Here is a 24,695-nt window from a genome sequence, read left to right on the forward strand (position 1 = left end):
TGCGCCGACCGGGATGCGGCCGAGTGAGCCGACCACGACGGGTACTGCCACCAGCAGCGACTGCTGGAACGAGGACAGCTGTAGAGAGTCCTTGAATCGCGGGCCGAGGGGGCTGAGCAGCGCCCATGCCCAGAAGTTCACGGCGAAACCGACCGTGGCGAGCGCCAGCATCAACCACGCCCGACCCGACACGGCTGCCGGGGGTGTCACGTCGTTTCTTCCAGACCGCTGGAGCACCATCTTGACCCTCCTGATCGCAGTGATCGATCCGGCCGCTCCGCATGCCCTGACGGCGCGGTGGGCCGTTTCCAGGCTGCGTGATTCCCCGCGGTCACGCACGGGGCCGTCGGTTCCTTGTGCCGGACCGACCGGCCCTGGTGCCGGGCCCGTACGGGCGCCCGTTGGGCGGGGCGTCAGGGCCGATGGGCCCTACCGGGATCCGGCGTCGGATCGGACGGTGGAGGGATGTTCCACAGTGACGGTTTCCGAGGACTCGACAGGGGGGACTGCCTGCGTCTGCTGGCCAAGGTGCCCGTCGGCCGCATCGTCTTCACCCGCCGCGCGATGCCGGCGGTCCTCCCGGTCAACTTCTGTCTGGACGCGGGCTTCGCCGTCGTGCTGCGCACCTCGGCGTCCTCCGAACTGGTCGCCGCGGTCGACGGCGCGGTGGTGGCCTTCGAGGCGGACGAGTTCGACGCGCGGCATCGCTGCGGATGGAGTGTCGTCGTCACCGGCCACGCCGCCGTGGTCACCGACCCCGACGAGCACGAGCGGCTGCTGCGTACCGGCCCTCGCTCCTGGATTGCCTCACAGAACGAGGTCTTCGTGCGGATCGCACCGGAGATGGTCACGGGGCGGGAGATCGTCGGCGCTGACGCGCGTTCCTGACCTGCACGCCGGGGCGCGCGGGGAGGCGTGCGCCGGCGAGGCTGTGGCCGGCAGGAAAGGACCTGCTCCCGAATGAGCTGCGGTTGGCGACGACGCACGGGGCCGCACAATCCCTGCCGGACGATCTCCGGCAGGGCACTCTGCTGCCGCAACGTCACGCGAACTCAAGGACGTCCCGAACGGGGCGGCGCGGCGTGGCCGGTCCCCGCGGCCCGTACCCGAGGCGCAGCACCATCTGCACCTGGCCCGCACCGGAGGCCGGGTCGCGGGCCAGCCAGCGCAACTCGGGGCTCTCCAGCGGGTGGGAGGTCAGGGCGGTGGCCAGGCCGGCCAGGGTGGCCTCCAGCAGGACGCGTTCGAGCGCCTGCCCGGCACGCAGCCAGTCAGCGGGGGTGTCGCCCCGGGTGCTCAGCAGGGCCAGATGCGGGGTGCGCTCGAAGGCGGTGGTGCCGCGGTCGGCCACCGGCCGGCGTCCGGCGAAGTCCCGCAGTGGAGCCTTGCCGTCCCGCTTGCGCGGACCGAAGGCGTATTCGGGGACGCCGTCGACCGCGGTGTCCGCCTCCGCGCCCAGCCGGGTCCAGCGCACCAGGTCCTCCTGGCCGTCGGGGTCCAGCACGTCGCGGCTCTCGGCGTCATGGACCAGCTCCAGCACCGTCCCGGCATGCCAGGGGCCGGGGAACAGCAGTACGGCCCCCTCCCGGGCGGCCGCGTCCTGCAGCGCGGCCCGCACGCCGTCCGGAATGTCCTGCTCGGTAAACGGGTGACGGCTGGTGTGCCGCTGCGCAATCGCCGGATGCAGCCGTGCCAGGCCGTCCTCGTCCCGGGCCGGCCCGGAGGGGTCGGCCAGACGGACCTCGGCGAGCAGCAGCAGCTCCCCGGGCTCCGGCAGCAGCCGGGTTTGCGGGATCAGGCCCGCGTGCGCAGCGGCGACGCGCAGGTTGAACAGCGCCGCCCCGCAGCCGATGTGCAGCGCCCGGTTGTCGGGGTCGGAGCGGGGCATCGCCCGCTCAAGGTCGGCACACAGCACGAGGAGACGCTCCCCGGCTACGAAGCGGAACCTCCACGGCTGCGCATTGTGCATGGACGGCGCGGCCGTGGCGTCGGCGACCAGGCCGGTCACCGTCTTCGTGTCGAGCGGCCGTGCGGCCATGGCACCCTCCTCACACACTGCTCCGACACCGTGTACGCGGGCGAGCACAGTGTGGGCCGGGCGGATAAACATCCGGACGCCGCCGTCATACCGACCGCCGCAAGCCGACCATGGTCACCCTCCCACGCCCGAAAGCGCCGATTCCAGTATCCGCCGGGCGGCATCGAGCGGCACCCGCATCCGCCGAACACCGCACGCGATGGCAGGGGCCCGGGAGACAGCGCGGAGCCCCGGGTATGCGGCCGCGGGGCACGAGGCCGCAAAGTGGAAGTCCCATGCCGTTCAGCCGAGTTGGCGCAGGCTCGCGCTCTTTCCCCGGGAACAGCAGGATGCCTCCACCGACCTGGCAATGACATTGCCCCGCCGGAGCACCGCCGGGTGAAAAACACACTGCCCGGGCGAAGCGCACGACACAAGGCCCCCACCGGCCTTCACATGAGGCCGGTCGTCCCTCTTGTGCGCGGTCCGGTGGACCGATCATTGAATCAGGCGCGGGCGTCGGCCTACGGCATCCGCGAGGGGCTCCCCCGTCCCCACCGGAACGGCGCCCGCGCCAGGGGGCGGCCTCTCGAAGGGCTGCGGCCGTACGTGGGTCGTCGGCCGCATGCCCGTGTGATGCGTATCCGCGCGGGCACGCCCCCGTCCGGGCCCGCGGACCGGGCCTTGCGGGGAGCCGGGCCGCGTCAAGGCTCCACGGCATTTCAGCGGGCGGCCGGCCGCAGGAGAGTGTTGTCGCTGGTGCGGCCGGCGAAGTAGTCCGCGACGTTGGCCACCGTGGTCGTGGCGATCTGACCGACGGCGTCCTGGGTGAAGTACGCCTGGTGCGAGGTGACCAGGACGTTGTTGAAGGTCATCAGCCTCGCGAGGCGTTCGTCGGTCATCACCTCCAGGGACTTGTCGAGGAAGAAGACGCCGGCCTCCTCCTCGTAGACGTCCAGGCCCACGCCGCTCAGCCGCCCCGCGCGCAGGGTTTCCAGCAGGGCGTCGGTGTCGACGAGGCCGCCGCGGCTGGAGTTGACCAGGATCGCGTCGTCCTTCATCAGGCCCAGCGCCTTGGCGTCGACCAGATGGTGGGTGTCGGGCAGCAGCGGCACGTGCAGGCTGACCAGGTCGGCCTCGGCGAACAGCCGCTCCCGTGCGACGTACTCCATGCCGAGGGTGCGGCAGTCGGGGTTCTCGGCGATGTCCCAGCCCAGCAGCCGCATTCCGAAGCCGTGGGCGATCCGGGTGAACGCGGCGCCGATCTTGCCGGTGCCCACCACTCCGGCCGTCCGGCCGCGCAGGTCGCGTCCCATCAGCCCGTCGAGCCGGAAGTCGAACTCGCGGGTGCGGTGCGCGGCCCGGACGATCCTGCGGTTGACGGCGAGTGCCAGAGTCCAGGCGAACTCGGCGACCGAGTACGGCGAGTAGTACGACACCCGCGCCACCGTCAGCCCCAACTCCTCGGCGGCGGCCAGGTCGATGTTGTTGTGGCCGGTGGCCCGCTGGGCGATCAACTTCGTGCCGCCGTCGGCCAGCGAGCGCAGCACTTCGGCGTCCAGGGTGTCGTTGACGCTGCTCAGCACCACCTCGTGACCGATGGCGGTCGGGGCGCTGTCGCGGTTCAGGAACAGCTCCAGGCAGCGCAGCTCATGACGGCCGACGAACGTCCGGTCGAACGCGTTCCGCAGCAGGGGCTGTTCGTCCGCGAGGACTCCGTAGGCGACGATCTCCACGTGCTTTCCTCCCAGCGAGCGGGTGATCACATGTCCACCGTAGGGCGGGACCGATGAGGAGACAGGGGCCGATGGGCCCAGCCGGTCGAACCCCGGCACCGCAGGTGTCCCACTGCAGGGCGAGGGACGGCCCGATGACGACCCACCGCACCCCACCCCGGTCCTGGCCGCGGAAGCCTCCGTATCACCGACCCGGAGGTCACTCCACCGCGAGGACGTCCACGGCCGGACGCCTCGGTGCCGGGCGGCCCGGGGTGGCAGGACCGAGGCGGAGGATCATCTGCGGGAACTGCCCGTCGGCCACCTGCGTGCGGACCTGCGCCCTCAGATACGGCAGTTCGAGCGGCTGGGTGTGGAAGGCGGCCATGACATGGTGGGCGGCGGCGTGCAGAAGGACCCGCTGGAGCGCCTGGCCGGCGCGCAGCCAGTCCTCTCGCGTGTCGTGCTGGGTGACGATCAGGGCCATCAGGCCGGTGCGCGCCCGCCACACCAGATCCGTCGACTCCGGCGACGACCGGTCGCGACATGGGCGCGCACCTCCCCTGCTTGGCACTCGCGTGGCTTCTCGGACTCCTTCCCATCGTTGAGCCGCGGTCTGACGGGCCGCAGGGGCCGTCCGGTCCCGCCACGGGGTCCGAACGGCCCCTGCGCGGTGCGTGCGCTCTCCCGGACGGTGGGGTGGGCGTACGAAAACGGAGGCGAACTGGCATGGAACGGACGGTCGTGGTCGGTGTGGACGGTTCGGCGGGCAGCCGGGCTGCCGGTGACTGGGCGGCACGCGAGGCCGTGTGCCGCGGGCTCGCGCTGCAGGTGGTCCACGTGGAGCCCGGACCGGGGCCGCAGCCGGCAGCCTGGCCGGCGCCCGGCCGTCCGTGCGACGTGGCCGTCCGTGCGGCCGGCGAACTGGCCGCCCGCTACCCGGAGTTGGCGATCGGCGGCGTGACCGTCGAGGGTGAGCCGGTGTCCGCGCTGTCGGGCCGGGACCAGAACACGGACCTCGTCGTCCTGGGAATGCGGGGGACCGAAGGCACCGAAGGCACCGAAGGACCCGGAGCCGGCACGGTGGCGCTGTCCGTGGCCGCGTCGTCCCACCGGCCGGTGGTCCTGGTCCCGCCCGAGTTCGCGTACGAGGTTCCCGGCAGGCGCATGGACAGGATCGCCGTCGGCGTCGACGCGCGGCGGCCGGACGAGGCGGCCGTGGACTTCGCGTTCGACACCGCGTGCCGCCGGGCCGCGCGACTGCGCTTGGTGCATGCCTGGAAGCTGCCGCTGCCGGAAGCCGCGTGGATGCCGTACGCCGTACCGGAGGAGGACCGGGGCCGCTGGGAGGACCACGAGGAGCAGGTACTGGCCGACGCACTGCGCCCGTGGCGGGCGAAGTACCCGTCGGTACGTGTCCTGGCGGACGTGGTCCTGCTCGGGGTCGCGGACGCCCTGGTCAAGGCCTCCGCTCGTGCCGAAACGCTGGTGGTCGGCCGCCGTCACGAGGGCGCCCTGCCTCCTGCCGTACGCGCGCTTCTGCAGCACACGCGGTGCCCCGTGGCCGTGGTCCCGGTCTGACGACGGGGCCCGGCGCGGCGTCGAGGGCGCCGGTTCCCGGTTGGGCGAGCCGGGGAAACAGCCGAACAACCAGGTGCCCAGGGCCAGTTACCGCACGCGGGTGGCCGGCCGGGGCTGTTGGTCCCCATGGGGGCGATAGCGGGCCGGATCAGCCCGTTTTGTGCCCCCAATGCGGACCCACCAGATCCCACTCCCTGCCCCACTGGAAGATGCGTCGACGGTCGAGCCCCCACCGTGCGGCCCTTCCGGCGCCCAACGCGACGCCGGACACGGCGAGGGCGGCGACAGTTCCCCAAAGTCCCGCATCGACGGCCGCCACCGTCCGACTCGGCGGCTCGGTGGTCAGATTCCCCCGCTCGTTCGTCCAGACCACGATCCTGGATCCGGCCTTCAGCCCGTAGTGCACCAGGGTCTTGTCGGCGCGGACCGAGCCGTCCGGGGCTGTCCAGCGGACCTTCGCCACGGCCCGGTAGCTCTTCGCGGCCGCCCGCGGGATGTCCGTGAGGAGTACGGCCCGCACCGGCGTCCGCTCGGCGCGCTGCTGCGCGAAGACCGCGTCGGCGGCCCCGGCCGTCAGCACGCCGGCGAGAGTGCCACCCACCGCGATGAGCGTCCAGACGGCCAGCACGAGCCACGCCTCGAGAACGTCATCGCGTCGGCGCAGCGGGTTGCACCGCCACCGCCACCGCCACTTCGTGGTACGCCTGCCGCCGCCCGTCATCGCGTACCTCCTGGTCGCTGCCACTGTCAGGAAGGTGACAGCCGCAACCGCGTCCCGGCATGGGCCGACCCGGTGGGCATCATGGGGCCGGTCGGGGCCAAGTCCGGGATGGAAAGGGGCCGTTCAGCCGGTGGCGCGTCAGCCCGCCGCGGCCGAGAGGACGTTCTCGTCCGGAGCGCACAGGAGCGCCTCGGACAGGCGGGAGCGCACCTCGAAGACGCCCGCCAGCTGGGCGCAGCGAAGAATGCGCAGGAAACGGGCGTCGTCGGCGACCAGCCGCAGCCGGCCACACCGGGCCAGGACCCGGTTCCTGGCCCGGCACAGCAGACGCAGCCCGGCTGCAGTCGATGAAGGCCACGGGACGCAGGTCCAGCACCACGTCGGGGCCGGGCCCGGCGGTGAGGGCGTCGAGGCGCGCCGAAAGGGGCGGCGCCGTGAGGATGTCGATCTCGCCGCGCAGCTCCACCACGGTCGTGCCGCCGACGACACGTTCCGTGTGGCCGGGCGCGGGCTCGGTGCGGGGGTCGGACATGGATCAGAGACAACCTGGAGCGGCAGGCCGAGCGGAAGGGCCGGGCGGCCCCGTTTGCGCAGCTCCCCACAGGCCTGTGGTCCCCGACTCGGCCGCCCGGCCCGAACGGCCCCGTCCAGCCGGTTGACAGGGGCCGACCGGCCCAAGCGGACGCCGACCGTCCGGGACACGCTGGACATGCGGGGCCTCACCGGCGCCGTGTTGCGCGGCCTGACCGCACTGCTTCGTCGGCGGCACACCGCGCAACCGCCAGACCGAGGGAGGAACGGACATGAAGGGCTTCGTCTTCCACGGCCCCGGACAGTCCGCCTGGGAGGACGTCCCGGACCCAGGGATCAAGGACCCCACCGACGCGATCGTGCGCGTCGACACCGTCACCGTCTGTGGCACTGACCTGCACATCCTCAAGGGCGATGTACCCGAGGTGCGGCCCGGCACGGTGCTGGGACACGAGGCTGTCGGCGAGATCGTCGAGGCCGGCAGCGACGTACGAACCGTCCGGCCGGGGGACCGGGTCCTGGTCTCCTGCATCACAGCCTGCGGTCGCTGCCGGTTCTGCCGGGAGGGTGCGTACGGCCAGTGCCTCGGTGGCGGAGGCTGGATCCTCGGCCACCGCATCGACGGCACGCAGGCCGAGTACGTCCGTGTGCCCCATGCCGACCTGTCCGTGCACCCGCTGCCCGGCGCGGTCGACAGCGAGGACGCCGTACTGCTCGCCGACATCTTCCCGACCGCCTACGAGGTGGGCGTGGTCAACGGGCAGGTACGGCCGGGCGACACCGTCGCCGTCGTGGGTGCCGGGCCCATCGGGCTGGCCGCGATCGTCACCGCCCGGCTGTACGCGCCCGAGCGGGTCATCGCCGTGGACGTCGCCGGCTCCCGGCTCGACGCAGCCCGGCGGCTCGGCGCCGACGCCGTGGCAGCCGTCCGTGACGACCCCGTGCAGCTGGTCGCCGATCTCACCGACGGGCTGGGCGCCGACGTGATCATCGAGGCGGTGGGCGTGCCGGAGAGCTTCGAGATGTGCACGCGCATGGTCCGGCCCGGCGGGCACGTGGCCAACGTCGGCGTGCACGGCCGGCCCGCGACGCTGCACCTCGAAGACCTGTGGAGCAAGAACGTGACGATCACGACCGGGCTGGTCGACACCTCGTCCACACCGACGCTGCTGCGGATGGCGGCGGCCGGCCGCTTGCCCACCTCGTCGCTGGTCACCCACACCTTCCCACTGGGTCGCATGGAGGAGGCGTACGACGTCTTCGCCCGGGCCGCCGACACCGGCGCGCTCAAGGTCGTACTCGGCGGGCAGCGGCACGACACCCTGGCCGTTTCGGCGGCCTGACGAGAGGAGGAGGTGAGAGCTGTGCTCGAACAGGCATCAGCAGGCACGGCGAACATGCCGACCGGATCCGCGGGGGGCGACCTCGCGCGCCGTCTCATCCAGCGGCGTGTGGAACTCGGCCTGACCCGACGGGAGGTGGCAGGCCGGGCGGCCATGGCCCCCGGCTACCTCCGGTACCTGGAGGAAACCCCGGCCGCCACCCCGGGCATCAGCGCCCTCATCCGGCTGGCGGGCGCCCTGAGGACCAGCCTCACGGCGCTCACCGGTGGCGATGCCGACCGGCCGCCCGGCCTGGGACAGGCCACCCGCGACCCGGAGTTCGTGGAACTGGGCACCGAGGAGTGCTGGAGGCGGCTGTCGACACATGGCGTGGGCAGGCTCGCGGTGACCACGGCCGAGGGGCCGACGGTCCTGCCCGTCAACTACAGCGTCGTAGACGGTGCGATCGCCTTCAGGACGGCACCCGGCTCCACTGCCTCGCAGGTTCCCGGAACCCGGGTCGCCTTCGAGGTCGACCACATCGACGAGGCGTTCAGCCAGGGCTGGAGCGTGCTGCTGCGCGGGCCCGCCCGGGGCGTGACGGATCCCGACGCCGTACGCCAGCTCATGGAGCGGGCGTACAGCACACCCTGGGCGGGCGGCCGGCGCGACATGTGGGTGTGCATCGACCCGGTCGACATCACCGGCCGCATGATCAGGGAGCGCTCCTCCCTCAGCAGGTGAGCGAAGCCCGGTTTGGGGCGGGGCTGCACATCCTCGACGACGAACTCCACCGGGACGCGCTGGTCCTGCGTGCCCGGCCCTCGCGCCCCCGTATTGGCTGGGACGGCGACGCCACCGCCGTGTCCCCGGACGGCCAGGAACAGAGGCCGGCATGCCCGAGCGATGATGCCGGGGCATGAGGCTCCCCGCTTCAGGGCCGCTCTCCGGCAGGGGTGGGACCGATGGTCCCTCACCGCCTGCCGCCTCCGGGCACAGGATGGTGTGCACGAAGTGACACCGGGCGAAAGACGGACTGGCCATGTATCCCAACGACGGTTTTCGCGAACTCGACCGGCAGGAGTGTCAGCGCCTCCTGGCGACGACGCCTGTCGGCCGCATCGTCCACACACGTCATGCCCTGCCCGCCGTCCTGCCGGTCAACTTCTGCCTGGACGACGGTGGTGGGGTACTGCTGCGGACGTCGGCGGCCTCGGAACTGGCCCGCGCGGTCGACGGCGCGGTCGTCGCCTTCGAGGCGGACGAGGTCGACGCGGCGGCGCACTCCGGCTGGAGCGTCGTCGTCACCGGCCGGGCCACCGTGGTGACCGACCCGGCCGAGCACGCGCGGCTGTGCCGGGTGGGACCGCGCTCCTGGGCTCCCTCACCCGAAGAGGTGTTCGTGCGGATCGAACCCGAGCTCGTCACCGGACGGGAACTCGCCGGCGGACGCACGATGTACGGCGCGCGCCTCGCCTCCTGAGCGCGGCCACCCGCAACAGCCTTCCGTGATGGGGCCCGAGCGGCCCTGGAAAAAAAGGGCCGCATGGCGCGAAACGGGTTCCCGTCGGCCTCTGCCCCGTGCTGCGGTGCGCGACGAGCATCGTTGGCGTAGGCCGCCATGGCAACCGCCGAGGGCGGTGCCGTCAGCGGTGTGGAAGCAGCGATGCCTACCGGCTACGAGCCGGCCCCTGCGTCGCAACCCTTCGACACCCACCACAAAACCAGACAAGGAACAGTGACATGACTCCACAGCACGTGGTCGTCGGAGTGGACGGCACAGCGATCGCCGTACGCGCACTGGACTGGGCCGCCGCGGAGGCGGCACGCCGCGGCGCCACCCTGCGCATCGTGTACGCCGTGCCCGACCGCGACGAGGCCGGGCCGGTCCTGGCCTCGGCCGCCGCACGGATACGCGCCCACCATCCGGATCTGCCGTTGGTGACCACGTCCGCCCAGGGCGGCGCGGTACGGGCGCTGACACGCGAGAGCGAGGGCGCGGCCCTCACCGTCGTCGGTACCCGTGGATTCGGCGGGTTCACCGGCACGTTGTTCGGCTCGGTGAGTCTTCGCCTGGCCTCGCACACGCACAGCCCGCTGCTCGTCGTCCGCGGCGACCACCGGTGCGACGACGGCCGTGAGGTGCTGCTCGGCCTGGAGAACGACACCGACGCGGACGCGGCGGCCTACGCCTTCCAGGAGGCCGAGCGGCGCGGCGTCCGGCTGCGCGTCGTGCACTCCCCGACGCACCGGCACGTCGCGCCCGAGATGCCGTCGCCTCTGCCCGCCACGAGCCCGGGCCAGCGGGAACTCGCCCGGCGGGACGCGGCCGAGGAAGCGGTACCGCGCTTCGACGTGGCGGCGCTGCACGAGCGGTACCCCCAGGTCGCCGTCGAGACCCGCACGGTCCGCACCGGCCCGGCGCACGCCCTGCTGGAGACCACCCGCGCGGCCGGCGTCGTGGTCATCGGCGCCCACCGCCAAGCGCACCGTCCCGGCCCGCGGCTCGGCCCGGTCGCCCACACCCTGCTGCACCGCTCCCACTGCCCCGTGGCCCTGGTGCCGACCGGTTGAGGGGGGGGCACCCCGGCCCCATGGGTAGCCCGATCGGCCCTGTCGGGTATCCGGTCGGCGGGCGGAAGGTGGGGAGAGACGGGGAGAGACGGACCCGCACACGTCCTCGCCCCGAAACCCGACCCGGAAGGCAACCCCATGTCCGTCGACACCCAGCAGGCGCCCGCCGAGCTCACGGACGAGGAGCTGAAGTCCCTGGACGCACACTGGCGCGCCGCGAACTATCTGGCCGTCGGCCAGATCTACCTCATGGCCAACCCCCTGCTGACCGAGCCGCTGCGCCCGGAACACGTCAAGCCGCGGCTGCTCGGCCACTGGGGCACCTCGCCCGGCCTGAACCTGGTGCACACCCACCTCAACCGCGTCATCAAGGCCCGCGGCCAGGACGCCCTGTGCATCTGGGGCCCCGGCCACGGCGGACCAGCGGTGCTCGCCAACTCCTGGCTGGAGGGCACCTATTCGCAGACGTACCCGGATGTCAGCCGGGACGCGGCCGGCATGGCCCGCCTCTTCAAGCAGTTCTCGTTCCCCGGCGGGGTGCCCAGCCACGTCGCACCCGAGACGCCCGGCTCCATCCACGAGGGCGGCGAGCTCGGCTACTCCCTCTCGCACGCCTACGGCGCCGCGCTCGACAACCCCGACCTGCTCGTCGCCTGCGTCATCGGCGACGGCGAGGCGGAGACCGGGCCGCTGGCCGCCTCCTGGCACTCCAACAAGTTCCTCGACCCCGTCCACGACGGCGCCGTCCTGCCGATCCTGCACCTCAACGGCTACAAGATCGCCAACCCCGCGGTGCTCGCCCGGCTGCCCGAGCACGAACTCGACGACCTGCTGCGGGGATACGGCCACGCCCCGATCCACGTCACCGGCGACGACCCGATCGCCGTACACCGGGCCATGGCCGCCGCCATGGACGACGCCCTGGAACGGATCGAGATCATCCAGCGCACCGCACGCGAGGACGGTGTGACGCAGCGCGCCCACTGGCCGGTGATCGTGCTGCGCACCCCGAAAGGCTGGACCGGCCCCGCCGAGGTCGACGGCCTGCCCGTGGAGGGCACCTGGCGTGCCCACCAGGTCCCGCTGTCCGCCGTCCGGGACAACCCCGAACACCTGCGTCAGCTGGAGGCCTGGCTGCGCTCCTACCGCCCGCAGGAACTGTTCGACGAGCACGGACGCCCCCGCCCCCAGGTGCTCGCCTGCGTACCCGACGGCACGCGCAGGCTCGGCGCCAACCCGCACGCCAACGGCGGGCTGCTCGTGCGCGAACTGCCGCTGCCGGAACTGGAGTCGTACGCGGTCGCGGTCGACAAGCCCGGCGCGACGATGCACGAACCCACCCGGGTCCTGGGCGACCTGCTGGAGTTCGTCATGCACAAGACCAGCGGGCGCCGCGACTTCCGGATCGTAGGCCCCGACGAGACCGCCTCCAACCGGCTGCAGGCCGTCTACGACGCCAGCGGCAAGGCATGGCAGGCCCAGACCCTCCCCGTGGACGAACACCTGGAGCGGCACGGCCGAGTGATGGAGATCCTCTCCGAACACACCTGCCAGGGCTGGCTGGAGGGCTACCTGCTGACCGGCCGGCACGGACTGTTCTCCTGCTACGAGGCCTTCGTCCACATTGTCGACTCCATGGTCAACCAGCACATCAAGTGGCTGCGCACCACGCGCCGCCTGCCCTGGCGCGCCCCCATCGCCTCCCTCAACTACCTGCTCACCTCGCACGTGTGGCGCCAGGACCACAACGGCTTCTCCCACCAGGACCCCGGCTTCGTCGACCACGTACTGAACAAGAGCCCGGAGGTGGTACGCGTCTACCTGCCGCCGGACACCAACACCCTGCTGTCCGTGGCCGACCACGTGCTGCGCAGCCGCGACTACGTCAACGTCGTCGTCGCCGGAAAGCAGCCCACCTTCGACTGGCTGACGATGGAGCAGGCCAAGGCCCACTGCGCGCGCGGCGCCGGGATCTGGGAATGGGCCGGCACCGAGGACGGCACCCGCGAACCCGACGTGGTGCTCGCCGCCGCGGGCGATGTCCCCACCCAGGAGGTGCTGGCCGCCGCCCAGTTGCTGCGCCGGCACCTGCCGGAGCTGTCCGTCCGGGTGGTCAACGTCGTCGACCTGGCCCGGCTGCTGCCGCAGGAGGAGCACCCGCACGGCATGCCGGACGCGCAGTACGACGCACTGTTCACCCGCGACAAGCCGGTCATCTTCGCCTACCACGGCTACCCGTGGCTGATCCACCGCCTCGCCTACCGCCGCACCGGCCACAAGAACCTGCACGTCCGCGGCTACAAGGAGATCGGCACCACCACGACGCCCTTCGACATGGTGGTCCGCAACGACCTCGACCGCTACCGCCTGGTCATGGACGTCATCGACCGCGTCCCGGGGCTCGCGGTGCGCGCCGCCGCCGTACGGCAGTCGATGGAGGACGCCCGGTTGCGCCACCACGACTGGATCCGCGTCCACGGCACCGACCTGCCCGAGGTCGCCGACTGGGCCTGGGACGGCTGAACAGGCCCTCTCGGCAGGGACGTTCGGCCCCGTTCTGCGGGCCCCGCAGCCCTGCGATCCCCGCCGTCGATGCGGGACATTGAAGACGCAACGAGAGTCATCCAGACCCCGAGCGTCACCCCTTGGAAGGGATGAGCATCATGGCAGTCCACGACCACCCCCACCGGCACCTGGGGTTCCACCTCCCGTCCCTGCGCCGGACCGGGACGGCTCCAGCGGGCGCCGACACGGCGACCGCGGCGGCGACCGCCACCCGTGCGTACGTCTTCGCCGGGCTGCGTCTGCTGACCGGGTTCGTCTTCCTGTGGGCGTTCTTGGACAAGACGTTCGGCTTCGGCTACGCGACCGCCTCCGGCAAGGGCTGGATCGACGGCGGCTCGCCGACCAAGGGCTTCCTCAGCGGCGTCGCCGCCGGACCGATGGAGTCCACATTCCACGACTGGGCGGGCGCCGGCTGGGCCGACTGGCTGTTCGTGCTCGGCCTGCTCGGCATCGGCCTCGCGCTCATCAGCGGGATCGCGCTGCGGCTCGCCGCCGCAGCCGGCACCGCCATGATGGCGCTCATGTGGATCGCGGAATGGCCGCCCGCCAAGCACCTCTCCGACGGCTCGCTGAGCATGTCCACCAACCCGGTCGCCGACTACCACCTCATCTACGCCGTCGTCCTGATCGCCCTCGCGGCCGCGGGCGCCGGCGCCACTTCGGGGCTGGGCAAGGCATGGGCGCGACTGCCGTTCGTCAGCCGCAACCGCTGGCTGACCTGACCTGACCTGACCTGCCCGTCCCGTGATCGGGGCACCGCCGCGCCCATGCGGACGGTGCCCCGATCTCCGGCTTCTGCCGGCGCGCCACGGGACGGGTTGACAAGCCCAACGGGCGCAGGGGCGTGCTGTCTCCCACGTCCACGTCCACGGTCACGGTCCGGAGGGCGGGCGCACACCGCGTGCACCCGGGCAGTTCGTTCGTCGTTCCACCGACGGGTCCGAACCCGCACCCCCGGGGACGCATACCGGACCCGCGCACTGAGCGCCGCCGTGACCGTGCGGCCGAGATGTCCGTCAGCGGCCTGGGGACTCGTCCGTGGCGGTGAGCAGCACGCCGGTGACCAGGTCGGGGTGGATGCGGACGGCGTAGTCCATGGTCTGTTGCACCCAGGGGCGCAGCATCGCCTGGTAGCGGGCCAGTTCGCGCGGGTCGGTCACCAGGTGGGCGTAACCGGTGACGACGACGCTCCAGCCGAGGTGCGTGTCGGGATCGATGGCGTCGGCCTCGTACGCGACGACGACCCCACCGCCGTCGGCCTGGCGGGTGTGCGAGGTCAGGGCCGCGCCCTCGTGGGTGCGGATGACGATGTCGCCGTCGTCCAGGACGTGGTTGACCGGGCGGACGGTCGGCAGTGCCTGCCGGGTGAAGACGATCCTGCCCAGCGACACGGTGCCGAGCAGTCGCAGAGCTTCCCAGCTGTCCAGTTCCACGGACTGACGCGGTGCGGCAGGGGAGGGGTGGGCCTTCTTGACGGTCATGACGGTCTTCCGTACGGATGCGGCGCCAGCTGTGCGTTTCCGGCCGACGCACCGGTGGGGTGACGCGGCTCGTCGCACCGGCGGCTCATGGGCCGGAACGGCATCTCTGTCTCCCGCCCCTCTATGGCGTTCGGCGGTTACCGACGACTGTCGATGGAACGCCCGTTGATCGCGGAACGCTAGGGCCGTTCGGCCCTGGATGCCGTCCGGTCGGCCCATCCTGCGGTACGGCACCTCTCGGTCACGGTCCGAGCGTCCCGAATCGGGGCTGAAGCCGCGCTCCCGGCTGCGCCCGGTGTTGCATGCCGGTGCCCGCCGACGGGCAGTCGTCGTCCACACGGAGCCGTGCCGCAGGGGAATCAGGGCCGACCGGCCCTGGCCATTCGGCCCATGGGCGAGAAGGATCTCCAGAGGGAAGCCGATACCGCCCACGACCGGACACCGGCGTGGACCGCAGGACAGGGAGCATCTGATGGTGGACACCGAGCAGGCCGGCCCCGACGGACCGATCCGGGTCTTCCTGCTGGACGACCACGAGGTGGTGCGGCGCGGAGTGCACGACCTGCTGAACGACGAGCCGGACATCACCGTGATCGGCGAGGCAGCCACCGTGGAGCAGGCCCTGGTGCGCGTTCCCGCCCTGCGTCCCCAGGTCGCGGTGCTCGATGTCCGTCTGCCCGACGGCGACGGCGTCACCGTGTGCCGGGAGCTGCGCTCGCGGATGCCGGAGCTGGCCTGCCTGATGCTGACCTCGTTCGACGACGAGGAGGCACTGCTGGACTCGATCATGGCCGGTGCGTCGGGGTATGTGCTGAAGCAGATCCAGGGCTCGGACCTGGTGACGGCGGTGCGCACGGTGGCCCGGGGCCAGTCCCTGCTCGACCCCAGCGCCACCACCAAGCTGATGGCCCGCCTCCGCAACGACCAGCAGAAGGAAGAGGAGCCGGACGCGCTGCCGGGCCTGACCGACCGGGAGCGGGAGATCCTGGCGCTGATCGGCGAGGGACTGACCAACCGGCAGATCGGCCAGCGGCTCTACCTGGCGGAGAAGACGGTCAAGAACCACATCTCGCGCCTGCTGGCCAAGCTCGGCGTGGAACGGCGCATCCAGGCCGCCGTCATCGCCACTCAGGCCCAGGACCGGCTCCGGCAGGAAGGCCACTGACGGCACTGACGCCCGCCGCGGCGGCGGTGGGGCCGGACGGTCCCGCAGTTCACCCCCGAAGGGCCCAAGCCGGGCCGGCACCGCCGGACGCAGGCTGGCAGCGCACCCCGGAACACCACCGGGCACCGATGGGGAGGACGACGGACATGAGCGTGCGCGTGGGCATCAACGGCTTCGGCCGTATCGGACGTAACTACCTGCGCCTGGTGCTGGAACGCGCGGAGACCTCCGCCGGCACACCGGTCGAGGTCGTCGCGGTCAACGACATCACCTCACCGGCCACGTTGGCGCATCTGCTGGAGTTCGACTCGACGTACGGCCGCATCGGCCGCACCGTCGAGCACAACGACACCTCACTCACCGTGGACGGGCACCGTATCGCCGTGACCGCCGAACGTGACCCGGCCGCCCTGGCCTGGGGCGACCTCGGTGTGGACATCGTGATCGAGTCCACCGGCCGTCTCCGCACCCGCGAACAGGCCGGCCTGCACCTGCGGGCCGGGGCCCGCAAGGTACTGCTGTCCGTGCCGGGCAAGGGAGTTGACGCCACCGTCGTGATGGGCGTCAACGAGAGCACGTACGACCCCGAGCGGGACCACGTCGTCTCCAACGCCTCCTGCACCACCAACTGCGTGGCCCCCATGGTGAAGGTCCTTGACGAGCACTTCGGCCTCGTCAAGGGCCTGATGACCACCATCCACGGCTACACCAACGACCAAGTGGTCCTCGACGGCCCGCACAAGGACCTCCGCCGCGGCCGCAGTGCCGCTGTCAACATCATCCCCACCAGCACCGGAGCCGCCCGCGCAGTCGGCCTGGTCCTGCCCGAGCTGGCCGGCACCCTGGACGGCATCGCCGTACGCGTCCCCGTCGAAGACGGCTCACTGACCGACCTGAGCGTGCTCCTGGACCGGGCGGTGACCGCAGACGAGATCAACGCCGCGTTCCGCGAAGCCGCCGACGGGCCGCTGAAGGGCGTGCTGCGGGTGTCCGACGCCCCGATCGTCTCCCGCGACATCGTCGGCGACCCCGCCTCGTGCGTGCTGGACGCCCCGCTGACGCAGGCCCACGGCGAACTGGTGAAGATCTTCGGCTGGTACGACAACGAATGGGGCTACACCAACCGGCTGCTCGACCTCACCGAGTACGTCGCCGCCCGCCTCCCGCGTGACTGACCGCTGCCGGCGGCCCTGCCCCCGGCCGCTCGACCTGATCCCGTATCGTCTGCTGCGCCGGACCGTTACCGTGGGCCCATGACCGCCATGGTCGGCGGTCGGCACCGCGAGGCGATCTGGAGGATCACGGGTGGCAAGCTCCGAGGCCGGGGAAACTCGTGTACGGCTGCCGCAGCTGAGGCTCGACGAGCTGCTGGAAGAGCTGCAGGCACGGCTGGACGCGGCCCGCGGCACCCGCGACCGGGTGCACAGCCTGCTGGAGGCGGTGCTCTCGGTCGGCCGTGAACTGGAACTCGAACAGGCGCTGCGCAGCATCGTCGAGGCAGCGGCGGTGCTGGTCGACGCCGAGTACGCGGCCCTCGGCGTGATCGGCCCGGACGGCAAGCGGCTGTCCGAATTCCTCACCGTGGGTATCACCGACGAGCAGATCGCCGAGATCGGCCCGTACCCGGAGGGGCACGGCATCCTGGGAGAGCTGATCCGCCACCCCGAGCCGCTGCGGCTGCCCAAGCTCTCCGGGCACCCGTCCTCGTACGGCTTCCCGCCCCACCATCCGCCGATGAACACCTTCCTCGGCGTCCCGATCCGGGTGCGCGATCATGTCTTCGGCAACCTGTACCTGACCGAGAAGCGGGGCGGGGCGCAGTTCGACGACGAGGACGAGTCCGTTCTGGCCACGCTGGCCGTTGCGGCAGGCGTGGCCATCGACAACGCCCGTCTTTACGAAGAGTCCCGGCTGCGCGAGCGCTGGCTGCAGGCGAGCGCGGAGATCACCCACAGCCTGATGTCCGGCAGCGACCGCGGCGAGGTCCTGGGACTGATCGCCGACCGGGCCAGGGAGATCACCGGCGCGGCCCTTGCCGTGGTCGCGGTGCCGATGGAGGACACCGACTCGCTCACCGTGGAACTGGCCATCGGACAGGAGGCGGAGGCGCACCGCGGGCTGGTTCTGCCCGTGAACGACAGCCTGATCGGTGAGGCGTTCTCCCGCGCCGCTCTCATCTCCAGTCCGGACGTCTCCGAAGGTGAGCGAAGCGAGACAGAGGTCCCCCCGGCCGAAGTCCCCCAGCTACCGCTGGGAGATGCCCCCAGGGGGAGAGCCTCGTCGGGCTCGCCGCGTTTCAGCGGGCTCGGCCCGGCCGTGGCCGTCCCCATCGGAACGGCCGACGGCGTACGAGGCGTCGTTCTGCTGGTTCGGGAGGCGGGCCGGACCGTGTTCTCCGAGAAGGAGACCGAGCCACTGCAGGGCTTTGCCGCGCAGGCCGCGGTGGCGATGGAGCTGGCGGAACACCGACAGGATGCCGAGCAGATCGCCGTGCTCCAGGACCGCGACCGGATCGCCCGGGACCTGCACGACCTGGCGATCCAGCGGCTGTTCGCGACCGGCATGACGCTGCAGAGTGCGGGCCGGTTCATCGAGCACGCGGAGGCCAGCGAGCGGGTGGTGCGGGCGGTGGACGACCTGGACGAGACCATCAAGATCATCAGGTCGACGATTTTCGGCCTGCGGTCGCGCGAAACAGCGGGGCCCGGCCTGCGGGCGCGGGCCGTGCGCGTGGTCGGCGAGGCGGCGCCGGTGCTGGGCTTCGCCCCCAGCCTGCGGATGGAGGGCCTGCTGGACACCCAGGTCCCGAAGGAGATCGGCGACCATGTGGTGGCCGTCCTCTCCGAGGCCCTGACCAACGTCGCCCGGCACGCACGGGCCCGCCGCGTCGAGGTCGTCCTGGAGACCGATGGGCGGGAACTGCGGCTGACGGTTTCCGACAACGGCGTGGGCATCCCGGCCGACGGCCGCCGCAGCGGCCTGCGCAACATGGCGGAACGGGCCGAGCAGTTGGGCGGTTCACTGCAGGTGGACAGCCCGGCCGGCGGCGGCACGACGTTGGGGTGGCGGGTGCCGGTCGAGGAGCGGAAGGCCGGGGCCTGAGCGGATTCGGCGAAGTCCGGTGCTGTACGTGCCCGGTAAGAGGCGCGGGGCCGTCACACCGTGCGGGCTCTGCCGCGTAGGCACGACCAGCCACAGACGTCCGGCAGCTCTTTCGCACCGCACTTCCCGCAGATCGCTCAGCGGGCATCGGGCGGGTGCACGGCGCCGCCGCCCGGGCCGACCGTGAACCCTGGCGTTCGGTCCCTGCTGCGGCGGTTCACCGCCGAAGTGGGGCCGGATGGCGGCACGGTACGGCCCCCCGGCCCGTCCCCTTGTCCAGGCTGCCGAGTGACGATGGGGGAGGAGGACAGCCTCCCCGGCGGGCGGGACGGACACGGCACGTCCGACCAGGCCACCACGCTCCCGTTTCCCGGCCGTGACCTGGCGACTCGCTCGCGTGCCGGACAGGCACCGGGTCTGTCATGGGGGAAGTCCAAGAGGCCCTGCCGCAAGGGCCGTTCGGCCCCTGCGGCCCGTCGTCCTGTGCGGGTGAGGCTGCTGCGACCGGACCGGAGTACGACACGCGGGAGGTGCCATGGCCGTTTCCACCGCCACCTCGGCGTCCGAACTGCGCACCACGCACGAGCGGTTCGTGACGTCACCGCCCGGAGCACCGATGCCACCGGGGGTGCGGCCACTGGTGGCGGACTCGTGGAGGCGCTGCACGGCGCGCGGAGCAACCCCCGACAGCAGCCGTCCGCCGCCGCTTGCCCGGACCGCGCGAGAGCTGGCCCACTACCGATGTACCCATCTGCTGGCCGCGGTGCTGCCCCTGTTCCGTGAGCTGCTGGGGGCCGGTGCCGCGGACGACGGGCACGTCTTCGCGGTCGGAGACGCGGACGGGACCCTGCTGTGGGTCGAGGGGGACTCCGCAGCCGTGGGGCGCGCTGAGCGGATGCACTTCGTCGAGGGGGCCGTGTGGTCCGAGGCGCAGGCGGGGACGAACGCCCCGGGCACCGTACTGGAAGTGGGACACCCCGTCCAGATCGTGGCCGGCGAGCACTACAGCTCCACCGCGCACGACTGGTCCTGTGCCGCCGCCCCCGTGCGCGACCCCGGCACCGGCCGGGTGCTCGGCGTCGTCGACCTCACCGGCGGCGGAAGCATCGCCGGCGAGAAGTTCGTCGGCGGCGCGGGTGCCGAGGAAGCCGGAGGTGTCCAGGGCGGTGTGCAGACCGAGCTCCTGGCAGCGGCGGAAGATCCTGGCTGTGAACGCGGGCTGCAGCAGCGACTCGCCGCCGGTGAGCGTCACTCCCCCGCCGGCGGCGGTGATGAAGGGCCGGTACTCCTCGATCTCGGCCATCACCTCGTCGACGGTGCTCAGTTTCCCGTCACGCATGTGCCAGGTGTCCGGGTTGGCGCAGTACAGGCAGCGCAGCGGACAGCCGCTGAGGAACAGCACGAACCGGGTCCCGGGACCGTCCACTCCCGTGGACAGGTCCCAGGAGTGGATTCGGCCGGTCAGGGACCCGTCGGCCCCGGGCCGGGCGGATGCCGGGCCCGGGGCCGACGCGGGGCAGGCGGTGTTCACAGCGTGCCGTGGAAGGTGCGGCTGATCACGTCGAGCTGCTGCTCGCGGGTCAGACGGACGAAGTTGACCGCGTACCCGGAGACCCGGATGGTCAACTCCGGGTACTTCTCCGGGTGTTCCATCGCGTCCTCCAGCGTCGCCCGGTCCAGGACGTTGACGTTCATGTGGAAGCCACCGGAGGCCGTGTACGCGTCGAGGATGCCCACCAGATGGCCCGCACGCTCGTCGGGCACGTGCCCCAGGCCTTCGGGCGTGATGGTCGTGGTCAGTGAGATGCCGTCGCGGGCCTGCTCGTACGGGAGCTTGGCCACCGAGAGTGCGGACGCGGCCACCCCGTGCCGGTCCCGGCCGTTCATGGGGTTGGCGCCCGGGGCGAAGGGCTGACCGGCGCGGCGGCCGTCGGGGGTGCCCCGGCGAATGGCCTTCAGGGCCAGGGGGATGCCGAACATCCACCCGGCCGACGACGCTCTCGCGCTCCCGCTGGAGTGGCACAGTTTGGGCCTGCGTCGTCTGGCGGCTCGGCCTGGTGCTGCCCGTCCTTGCGCTCGTGACACTGGCGAGCGTGCCGGTGGACACACACGCGGGGGAATGGCTGGAAGAGCACGTCGGCAGCGACCCGTTGGTGCGCAAGCACGCCGAACTCGGCGACGGCTTGCTGGCGTGGGCTCTCGGCCTCTTCGTGATCTCGGCAGTCGTCTGGTGGACGGCCCGGCGTTCGGCTTCCGCCGTGGACGGCACGTCGGGTGTCTCATGGGCACAGCCGGTACTGCTTCGGGGCGTGGTTGTGGTCCTTTCCCTCGCTGTCGCGGTCGGTGCTGTGACGGACGTGTACCGGATCGGCGACTCGGGCGCCAAGGCGGCCTGGCAGGACAACTTTTCCAAGACGGCCACGCAGAACGGCGGCTGACGGACGAGGCCGACGTTGGGCCACGGCTCCTCCGGATTGGCGGGTCAGCACCCCGGCCACTGCCGTTGCGTGGGGAGAAACCTGCCTGCGCCGTTGTGTGACGACAGTGCCGGATGGCCCGTCCGGAGGACCGTGGTGCCGTCGAGTCGCGGCTGGGGTACGGGCAGCGCGCTCTCCGTCTCTTCGACACTCCGGAGCCGCCGCGCCGGAAAAGGACCACTCGGGCACGGGGATACCCGTCCGGTCCGCCGCGCCGACGGCCGCCAGGAACATCCGCCTGGGCGGCCCGGGCTCACGTGGCCTTGCGGCGCCACTGCGGTTCGACCCGGTCCCATTCCCGGTCCCATGCCTCGAAGCGTCGAGAGTCGAGCCGCCACCGTGTGACGCGCCCAGCGGCGTACACCAGGCCGGCGAGAGCGAGCGCGGCCGAGACGCCCATGACGCCCGCCTGGGCGGATGCCTGAGCGGTGGTCGGCGGCTGAGAGGCGAGCCGTCCCGCGTCGTCGGTCCAGACGACCACCGGCGATCCGGCTTTGCGCCCGAAATTCACCAGCGCCCGGCCGGTGTGTGGGGAACCGTCCGACGCCGTCCAGCGGACCTTCGCCCGGACACGGCCGTCCCGCACGCCCTCCGTCGTCGGCACGGCTCCCGTGGTGCTCTCGACGAGCACGGCCCGGACGACGTGCCGCTCGGCGCGCAGTTGCGCGAAGGAGTCGTCCGCGGCCCGGGCCGTGACCGTGCCGACGAGCGTGCCGCCCAGCGCGATGACCGACCACACGGCCAGCACGATCCATGCCTCGACGATGTCGTCGCGCCGCCGCAGCGGGTTGCTCCGCCACCGCCACAGCCACTTCCTCATACGTTTTGCGCCGCGCATCGAACCGCACCTCCTCCTCTTGTCCACGTGCGACAAGAGGACGGTGACATTCGCACACGGGTTACGGCAGGGGCCGACCGGGCGGCATCGCAGGGCCGTTCGGCGCTCGCACCGCCGCGGCGGTGGGCCGTTCAGCCCTGGTCCGGGGCGACCGGCGACCCGACGAGCATGTCCGGCCCGTACGGACCCCGGGGAGGGACCACCGGCCCCTCCCCGCGCCGCCCCGGTTCTCACATCCTGGGCGGCAAGGACTCCCTCAGCGCGACCGCTGAGCGACGTAGGCCCGGCGAGGAGGACACCATGCAATCCACGACCCTTGACGCCTCGACCCTGGAAGCCTGCCTCTCGGCCGCGGTCGCCGCCCCCTCGATCTACAACACCCAGCCATGGCGCTACCGCCTGGACCCCGAGACCGTCACACTCCAGGTGCGCGCGGCTCCGGAGCGAGGCCTGCGCTACATGGACCCCACGGGCCGAGCCCTGCACCTCTCGGTGGGCGCGTCCGTGTTCAACCTCCGTGTCGCGGTCGCCCACTTCGGCTGGCGTCCCGTCACCCGTCTGCTGCCCACTCCGGACGATCCAGGACTGCTCGCCACGGTCCGACCGACCGGAACCGCCTCGCGGCCGACCACAGGGCATCGTGCGGATCTGTACAGCGCGATCGAGCGCAGGCACAGCAGCCGACTCCCGTTCTCCGGGAGGCCGTTGGCCCCGCACGTCCGCACCGAACTCATCGAGGCCGCACGCACGGAAGGCGCCCTGCTCACCTTCCCCGCGACTGACGACACGGACCGCCTGCTCCGGCTGACCACAGAGGCCGAGCACCGCAATCGGACCGACTCCGACCGCGGCGCCGAGAGCCGCCGCTGGATACACCGTGACTGGGACGAGCCCGCCGACGTCGGGCTCCCGCAAGCGGCACTCGGCCCGCAGGACGCCCACGAGCGCCTGCCCATGCGCGACTTCACCGCACAGCGGCACACCGAGCGGCTGGCCGCCCAGCCGTTCGAGACGAACCCGGTCATCGCGCTGCTGACCACCGAGCACGACCGCCGCGCCGACTGGCTGCGGGCCGGGCAGGCCCTGGAGCACGTGCTGCTGGTCGCGACGGTCCAGGGCGTGCGCACGTCCTTGCTGCACCAGCCGATGGAGTGGTCCGACCTGCGCCAGTCGCTGAGCCCGACACCCGGTCACAACGGGCACGCCCAGATGCTGATCCGCCTTGGATACGGCCCGGACGGCCCCGCCACCCCACGGCGCGCCGCGCACCAGTTGTCCGATGCCGGGCCGGCGGACCAGCGAGGCAACTGAGTGCGCCCCGCAGTGCAGCACGCGGCCACCAGGGCGGTGATCACGGCTGCTGCTCCGGCCCGGCCGGTTCGGTGCCGCCCATGTCCAGCCGGAACGGCGGGTACGTGTCCGTCATCAGGGCGGCATAGGCGGCGACCCGCAGTACCCACCGGTTGAGGCCGAGTACCAGGTCGAACAGGCTCTTCGGGTACTTCTCGGTGAAGGTCATGATCACGGCCGCGATGACCGTCAGCACGGCGATGAGTCCGCCGGACCACCAGCCCTCACGGAACCCGCCGAGGAAGAAGCCGATGACGATGTAGTGCGGGAGGGCGAGGAGCCACCATTTCACCAGTACCAGGCCGCGGGAGAGGTGCTCGGGGTAGGCGATGTCCAGCCGGGTCGGATAGTCGGGTTCCTCGCCCAGGCTGAACGGCGGATAGCGATCCGTGCCGAGGGCGCCGTACGAGTAGTAGGCGACCCGCCAACTCCAGCGCAGCACACCGAGGTTGAAGTCGAACAGCGTGCGGGGATAGCGCCCGGTGAACAGGATGGAGAAGAACGCGATCACGCTCACCGCGGTGAAGCCGATCCAGAGGAAGAACAGCACCACGTAGTGCGGAATGACCAGGATCCACTTCACCAGCCACAGCCATCGCGACAGTGGTGTGTCGAGCACCGCGTCGACCCGGACCGGGCGGTCCGGGAATCCCGTGAGGGTCGTCATGGCGATCAGCTCCTTCGCCTCAGGGCGTGACACGCTGAATCAGCCCTATGACCAGCCTGGCCGCGGTGGGGGAGGAGCCGTGAGGGCCGTGTGGGCCCGTCCGGGAGGCCTATCGGCCCCAGACGACCGGCCGGGCGGCGCCTGCCAGCGCAGGGTTCCGTGGGTCGGCCGATCCTTGTTCCAGGGCCGTTGAGGCTTCAGCGGGGCCACGGGACGAGGGACCTGAACCGGCCGGCGCGAGGCGACCATCGGAAACCCGCGTCCGCGCGCGTGTCCCAGGCGCGAACGACCTCCGGCGACGGGGGAGAGGCCCCTGCTGGAGGACCGTTCGCCGGCGGCTGAAGCCTCACTCGATACTTCGGCGACCGGACCGCGCCTGTCCGGTCAGTGCGCTCGCGCGGCCCGCGCCTGGTGGGCGACAGCGCCCCGAACACCTGTGTTCGTGAAGACGAGGGCTGCGAGGGCCACCGCGGCGAGCAGCATCAGCCCCAGTGCGTACGAGTTGTAGGCGCCGTAGACGGAGCCCATGAGTAGCGGTGGGACGAAGCCGCCCAGGCCGCCGGCGGCGCCGACGACGCCGGTGACCGAG

Annotated in this window: 22 protein-coding genes and 4 pseudogenes; 14 read left to right on the top strand and 12 right to left on the bottom strand. The window is 71.9% G+C overall.

Annotation, left to right across the window (positions count from 1 at the left end; all coding sequences use genetic code 11):
• Positions 1–171: pseudogene (locus PV396_RS44420) on the bottom strand (MFS transporter); the annotation flags it as partial.
• Between the two features lie 294 nt (positions 172–465).
• Between PV396_RS44420 and PV396_RS44425 the strand changes: the two are divergent.
• Positions 466–888: a pyridoxamine 5'-phosphate oxidase family protein gene (locus PV396_RS44425; RefSeq protein WP_319214080.1), complete on the top strand. Its 423-nt coding sequence runs from the start codon at positions 466–468 to the stop codon at positions 886–888.
• Positions 889–1,042: 154 nt separating this feature from the next.
• On the opposite strand, the gene PV396_RS44430 is transcribed toward PV396_RS44425, so the two are convergent.
• The 3 genes from PV396_RS44430 to PV396_RS44440 all read right to left on the bottom strand — a co-directional run bounded on the left by PV396_RS44430 (position 1,043) and on the right by PV396_RS44440 (position 4,306).
• Positions 1,043–2,038 (bottom strand): Acg family FMN-binding oxidoreductase, encoded by a 996-nt coding sequence (locus tag PV396_RS44430; protein WP_319214081.1) that lies wholly within the window; start codon positions 2,036–2,038, stop codon positions 1,043–1,045.
• A 701-nt stretch (positions 2,039–2,739) separates the two neighbouring features.
• Complete coding sequence (locus PV396_RS44435; protein ID WP_319214098.1) at positions 2,740–3,753, bottom strand: 2-hydroxyacid dehydrogenase; 1,014 nt, start codon at positions 3,751–3,753, stop codon at positions 2,740–2,742.
• Between the two features lie 199 nt (positions 3,754–3,952).
• Complete coding sequence (locus PV396_RS44440) at positions 3,953–4,306, bottom strand: hypothetical protein (protein ID WP_319214082.1); 354 nt, start codon at positions 4,304–4,306, stop codon at positions 3,953–3,955.
• A gap of 155 nt (positions 4,307–4,461) precedes the next feature.
• On the opposite strand from PV396_RS44440, the gene PV396_RS44445 reads away from it, so the two are divergent.
• Positions 4,462–5,313: a universal stress protein gene (locus PV396_RS44445; RefSeq protein ID WP_319214083.1), complete on the top strand. Its 852-nt coding sequence runs from the start codon at positions 4,462–4,464 to the stop codon at positions 5,311–5,313.
• Positions 5,314–5,461: 148 nt separating this feature from the next.
• On the opposite strand, the gene PV396_RS44450 is transcribed toward PV396_RS44445, so the two are convergent.
• A complete protein-coding gene (locus tag PV396_RS44450; RefSeq protein ID WP_416071591.1) occupies positions 5,462–6,058 on the bottom strand; it encodes a hypothetical protein in 597 nt (198 codons plus the stop codon).
• Positions 6,059–6,172: 114 nt separating this feature from the next.
• A pseudogene (locus PV396_RS44455) lies at positions 6,173–6,566 on the bottom strand (STAS domain-containing protein).
• Positions 6,567–6,837: 271 nt separating this feature from the next.
• Here PV396_RS44455 and PV396_RS44460 point away from each other — a divergent pair.
• The 7 genes from PV396_RS44460 (at position 6,838) to PV396_RS44490 (ending at position 13,748) form a co-directional block, all read left to right on the top strand.
• Positions 6,838–7,908, top strand: coding sequence for a zinc-dependent alcohol dehydrogenase family protein (locus PV396_RS44460; RefSeq protein ID WP_319214084.1), 1,071 nt, complete (start codon positions 6,838–6,840; stop codon positions 7,906–7,908).
• A 54-nt stretch (positions 7,909–7,962) separates the two neighbouring features.
• Positions 7,963–8,631, top strand: a complete 669-nt coding sequence (locus tag PV396_RS44465) for a helix-turn-helix domain-containing protein (RefSeq protein ID WP_319214100.1) — start codon at positions 7,963–7,965, stop codon at positions 8,629–8,631.
• On the top strand, positions 8,628–8,810 hold the full coding sequence (locus PV396_RS44470) for a hypothetical protein (RefSeq protein ID WP_319214085.1): 183 nt from the start codon (positions 8,628–8,630) through the stop codon (positions 8,808–8,810). The genes PV396_RS44465 and PV396_RS44470 overlap by 4 nt, the downstream gene beginning before the upstream one ends.
• Positions 8,811–8,929: 119 nt before the next feature.
• Positions 8,930–9,370 (top strand): pyridoxamine 5'-phosphate oxidase family protein, encoded by a 441-nt coding sequence (locus PV396_RS44475; RefSeq protein ID WP_319214086.1) that lies wholly within the window; start codon positions 8,930–8,932, stop codon positions 9,368–9,370.
• A gap of 260 nt (positions 9,371–9,630) precedes the next feature.
• Entirely contained in the window at positions 9,631–10,461 is an 831-nt protein-coding gene (locus PV396_RS44480) for a universal stress protein (protein ID WP_319214087.1), read from the top strand.
• A gap of 138 nt (positions 10,462–10,599) precedes the next feature.
• Positions 10,600–12,984 carry a phosphoketolase family protein gene (locus PV396_RS44485; RefSeq protein ID WP_319214088.1) on the top strand — a complete coding sequence of 795 codons (2,385 nt, stop codon included), beginning with the start codon at positions 10,600–10,602 and terminating at the stop codon, positions 12,982–12,984.
• A gap of 140 nt (positions 12,985–13,124) precedes the next feature.
• Positions 13,125–13,748 carry a hypothetical protein gene (locus PV396_RS44490; protein ID WP_319214089.1) on the top strand — a complete coding sequence of 208 codons (624 nt, stop codon included), beginning with the start codon at positions 13,125–13,127 and terminating at the stop codon, positions 13,746–13,748.
• A 294-nt stretch (positions 13,749–14,042) separates the two neighbouring features.
• On the opposite strand, the gene PV396_RS44495 is transcribed toward PV396_RS44490, so the two are convergent.
• A complete protein-coding gene (locus PV396_RS44495) occupies positions 14,043–14,507 on the bottom strand; it encodes a pyridoxamine 5'-phosphate oxidase family protein (RefSeq protein ID WP_319214090.1) in 465 nt (154 codons plus the stop codon).
• A gap of 472 nt (positions 14,508–14,979) precedes the next feature.
• On the opposite strand from PV396_RS44495, the gene PV396_RS44500 reads away from it, so the two are divergent.
• From PV396_RS44500 to PV396_RS44510, 3 genes are all read left to right on the top strand, one after another.
• Complete coding sequence (locus PV396_RS44500) at positions 14,980–15,672, top strand: response regulator transcription factor (protein ID WP_319214091.1); 693 nt, start codon at positions 14,980–14,982, stop codon at positions 15,670–15,672.
• Between the two features lie 146 nt (positions 15,673–15,818).
• Positions 15,819–16,847, top strand: a complete 1,029-nt coding sequence (gene gap / locus PV396_RS44505) for a type I glyceraldehyde-3-phosphate dehydrogenase (protein ID WP_319214092.1) — start codon at positions 15,819–15,821, stop codon at positions 16,845–16,847.
• Positions 16,848–16,977: 130 nt separating this feature from the next.
• Positions 16,978–18,774 (top strand): GAF domain-containing sensor histidine kinase, encoded by a 1,797-nt coding sequence (locus PV396_RS44510; protein ID WP_319214093.1) that lies wholly within the window; start codon positions 16,978–16,980, stop codon positions 18,772–18,774.
• A 598-nt stretch (positions 18,775–19,372) separates the two neighbouring features.
• Here PV396_RS44510 and PV396_RS44515 read toward each other — a convergent pair.
• Positions 19,373–20,239 carry a 4Fe-4S cluster-binding domain-containing protein gene (locus PV396_RS44515; protein ID WP_319214101.1) on the bottom strand — a complete coding sequence of 289 codons (867 nt, stop codon included), beginning with the start codon at positions 20,237–20,239 and terminating at the stop codon, positions 19,373–19,375.
• A 62-nt stretch (positions 20,240–20,301) separates the two neighbouring features.
• Positions 20,302–20,712: pseudogene (locus tag PV396_RS44520) on the bottom strand (glycine radical domain-containing protein); the annotation flags it as partial.
• Between the two features lie 155 nt (positions 20,713–20,867).
• On the opposite strand from PV396_RS44520, the gene PV396_RS44525 reads away from it, so the two are divergent.
• On the top strand, positions 20,868–21,212 hold the full coding sequence (locus tag PV396_RS44525; protein ID WP_319214094.1) for a DUF2231 domain-containing protein: 345 nt from the start codon (positions 20,868–20,870) through the stop codon (positions 21,210–21,212).
• Between the two features lie 292 nt (positions 21,213–21,504).
• Here the strand turns inward: PV396_RS44525 and PV396_RS44530 are convergent, their stop codons facing one another.
• Positions 21,505–22,089, bottom strand: coding sequence for a hypothetical protein (locus PV396_RS44530; RefSeq protein ID WP_319214095.1), 585 nt, complete (start codon positions 22,087–22,089; stop codon positions 21,505–21,507).
• A 300-nt stretch (positions 22,090–22,389) separates the two neighbouring features.
• Between PV396_RS44530 and PV396_RS44535 the strand changes: the two genes are divergently transcribed.
• The gene (locus PV396_RS44535) at positions 22,390–23,400 is read left to right on the top strand and encodes an Acg family FMN-binding oxidoreductase (RefSeq protein WP_319214096.1); all 1,011 of its coding nucleotides are present in this window, start codon (positions 22,390–22,392) and stop codon (positions 23,398–23,400) included.
• Between the two features lie 40 nt (positions 23,401–23,440).
• On the opposite strand, the gene PV396_RS44540 is transcribed toward PV396_RS44535, so the two are convergent.
• Complete coding sequence (locus tag PV396_RS44540) at positions 23,441–24,106, bottom strand: DUF4389 domain-containing protein (protein ID WP_319214097.1); 666 nt, start codon at positions 24,104–24,106, stop codon at positions 23,441–23,443.
• Between the two features lie 384 nt (positions 24,107–24,490).
• Positions 24,491–24,695: pseudogene (locus tag PV396_RS44545) on the bottom strand (MFS transporter); the annotation flags it as partial.

The organism is Streptomyces sp. ME02-8801-2C (assembly GCF_033793965.1).
In the GTDB taxonomy this organism is placed as follows: Bacteria; Actinomycetota; Actinomycetes; order Streptomycetales; family Streptomycetaceae; genus Streptomyces.

Bases quoted from the DNA above. Each gene is read 5' to 3' on its own strand.
- PV396_RS44490 (WP_319214089.1), top strand. From the start codon at position 13,125: ATGGCAGTCCACGACCACCCCCACCGGCACCTGGGGTTCCACCTCCCG.
- PV396_RS44540 (WP_319214097.1), bottom strand. From the start codon at position 24,106: ATGACGACCCTCACGGGATTCCCGGACCGCCCGGTCCGGGTCGACGCG.
- PV396_RS44460 (WP_319214084.1), top strand. From the start codon at position 6,838: ATGAAGGGCTTCGTCTTCCACGGCCCCGGACAGTCCGCCTGGGAGGAC.
- gap (WP_319214092.1), top strand. From the start codon at position 15,819: ATGAGCGTGCGCGTGGGCATCAACGGCTTCGGCCGTATCGGACGTAAC.
- PV396_RS44500 (WP_319214091.1), top strand. From the start codon at position 14,980: ATGGTGGACACCGAGCAGGCCGGCCCCGACGGACCGATCCGGGTCTTC.
- PV396_RS44495 (WP_319214090.1), bottom strand. From the start codon at position 14,507: ATGACCGTCAAGAAGGCCCACCCCTCCCCTGCCGCACCGCGTCAGTCC.
- PV396_RS44425 (WP_319214080.1), top strand. From the start codon at position 466: ATGTTCCACAGTGACGGTTTCCGAGGACTCGACAGGGGGGACTGCCTG.
- PV396_RS44465 (WP_319214100.1), top strand. From the start codon at position 7,963: ATGCCGACCGGATCCGCGGGGGGCGACCTCGCGCGCCGTCTCATCCAG.
- PV396_RS44475 (WP_319214086.1), top strand. From the start codon at position 8,930: ATGTATCCCAACGACGGTTTTCGCGAACTCGACCGGCAGGAGTGTCAG.
- PV396_RS44480 (WP_319214087.1), top strand. From the start codon at position 9,631: ATGACTCCACAGCACGTGGTCGTCGGAGTGGACGGCACAGCGATCGCC.
- PV396_RS44485 (WP_319214088.1), top strand. From the start codon at position 10,600: ATGTCCGTCGACACCCAGCAGGCGCCCGCCGAGCTCACGGACGAGGAG.
- PV396_RS44530 (WP_319214095.1), bottom strand. From the start codon at position 22,089: ATGCGCGGCGCAAAACGTATGAGGAAGTGGCTGTGGCGGTGGCGGAGC.
- PV396_RS44430 (WP_319214081.1), bottom strand. From the start codon at position 2,038: ATGGCCGCACGGCCGCTCGACACGAAGACGGTGACCGGCCTGGTCGCC.
- PV396_RS44535 (WP_319214096.1), top strand. From the start codon at position 22,390: ATGCAATCCACGACCCTTGACGCCTCGACCCTGGAAGCCTGCCTCTCG.
- PV396_RS44445 (WP_319214083.1), top strand. From the start codon at position 4,462: ATGGAACGGACGGTCGTGGTCGGTGTGGACGGTTCGGCGGGCAGCCGG.